Genomic DNA, 2,241 nt, shown 5'->3' on the forward strand with positions numbered 1-2,241 from the left:
CGGTTCACAGGTGCAGAACGCGCGAGAGCGGGACGGGTTCACTACCCCGTCCCGCTCTCGCGCTTTGCACTGTCTGCGCAGGTAGACCGCACGATGCGGCCGTCCCGTCCGCCTGTCCCGATTCGACACCGCACAGGACAGTCGGGACGGGGTGTCGCAGGCCCTGATCAGCTCAAATAGGGCATGGTGTTCAGCGAGCGAGATCGCACTCGAACGCCAGCTCCACACAAAGAGTTGAATGCTCGCATCGAGCATCCGAACCTCTGGATTACAGACTGGTCCAACAGGACCAAAAATCATATATCCAAGGCAAGTTGAAGATTTTCCGCGGACCTTCGTTGAGCCTGAATATATGGCAGCATTACCGGAGGTAGATCAGGGCGCTTGCCGCGCAACAGTTCAGAAATGCTGAACAACTGCAATTTCGGGTACGGGCGCCCTTGTCGATCAGCATGGAAGATTCCCGATCGGTGAACCTCGTCAATCATCCCCCTGGTCGGCTTCTCGAGCGTGATCAAAATGCCAGCGTGAGCACGATGGCTCGCCACGGTACCCGCCAGATCTCGCACCATACTTGGCGCGAGCTGCCTTCCACCTTTAACCGAAACTACTACGCGACCAGTCCCGCCTTTTCCGTCGACGGGAAACCTAATTATCCCATCTACTCCTTTGTCTGCCACCTGCCGCTCATTGGGCTGGCCGTCGACCAGAGATACGGCCCAACGTTCAAACTCGAAAGGCGATCGAGCGAATAGCGCCCTTGCGGCTTCCACGTCACGCGGTATACCAACAACCGTGAACGTGTCGAGAATCGCATCGCCGTAAGTCGCCCGTAAGCGCTTTTCTATAAGATCAACCGCCAGGTACGTGATATCAACCCCTATCCACCGTCGATTAAGCTTTTGCGCAGCATCGATCGTCGTCCCACAGCCACAGAACGGATCTAGCACAACGTCGCCTTCGTTGCTGGCCATTCTTATTATGCGCTCAAGCAGGGCGAGCGGCTTCTGAGTGGGGTACCCCAATCGTTCAGCCGCACGGGCATTAATCGGCGGGATATCGGTCCACACGTCGCCGAAGGGCAGCCCTCTTTGCTCGTCGAGGTATCGCTTCAGCCTGGGAACTCGCCCAGGCGCCGTTTGAACGACCAAACCGTCCTCGTAAGCCTTCTGCATTCGCTCTTTCGTCCATCGCCACACCCGAGTGACACCCAGGAAGCTGTAGGTAAGATTAGGCCGGTCCTGGTTTGGGTTTATCAAGCTCGTTAGCTGATAACGGCGACCATCAGCGTCTCGGAGAGAGTATTTGGCTGCAGTTTTGGCGTCAAGCCTTAGCTCATCATACGGCTTGAAAAATTCGGTCTCGACCCATTGCGAGCTTTCACCTTTCGCGTACGCCAGAATCACGTCGTGATTTGTTGGCAATCTGCGCGTCATGAGCCCTTTAGCCAGCACACGCTGCCAAATTAGTTCGTTGCGAAAGTTTACCGGCTCGAAAATTGCATCGAGAAGAACTTTGAGATAGTGGCTCGCAGTCGGGTCGCAGTGGAGAAAGAGCGAGCCGCTCGGCTTGAGCACCCTGTGAAGCTCAACTAATCGAGCAGTCATCATTACAAGATACGCCAGCACGTCGTTCTCGCCGAGCAGGCGGCGCATAGCCTCGATTGCATCTGCAACTTTAACCGGCGCGCCACCATTAAGAATTTCGCCATATTGCGCTTCGGCTTCTTGACTCCAAACCCAGGTGTCATCAAAAGCCTCAATCTGAGCCTGGGAGTCTTCACCGCCCGAGTGCTTAAATAGCACATTATACGAACGGTTCGAATTGAACGGCGGGTCGAGATAGACTAAATCAACCGACTCATCACTCACGTGACGCCGAAGGATGTCGAGATTATCGCCATAGAAGAGACGGTCTCTCCAGCCAGTCCCCATGTGACAGCCTCCGTCGGCGCGTTCGGGGAGCAGTCAGCTCTACAAGCCTCCTAGCCCGTGTTCGAGCACGTCGCAGGACTGTTGTGATCCGTTACACACACCGAACGCACGGCTGAAAGTTCCCAATCGGAGTAGCCAGAGCCGAGCAAGGGACGTTCACCGGTCGCTGACCCGTGCGCGCACTGACGTGATCTCAACGAGTTTCAGGTGAGTCGGCCGTGTTCGAAATGGGTGAGTACGAGTGCGGCTTTGACGATGTGGCCGATCTTGCGTGGGCTGGTGGTGAAGTGCCGCAGGGCGCGCCAAC

General features: G+C 56.2%; 1 protein-coding gene. It reads right to left on the reverse strand.

Going from position 1 to position 2,241, the window contains the following annotated elements; all coding sequences use genetic code 11:
- Window positions 1–296: 296 nt before the first annotated feature.
- Window positions 297–1,934 carry a DNA methyltransferase gene (locus ABFX45_RS46070; RefSeq protein WP_346137407.1) on the reverse strand — a complete coding sequence of 546 codons (1,638 nt, stop codon included), beginning with the start codon at window positions 1,932–1,934 and terminating at the stop codon, window positions 297–299.
- Window positions 1,935–2,241: the final 307 nt, after the last annotated feature.

This window comes from Lentzea roselyniae (assembly GCF_039537795.1).
GTDB lineage: Bacteria > Actinomycetota > Actinomycetes > Mycobacteriales > Pseudonocardiaceae > Lentzea > Lentzea atacamensis.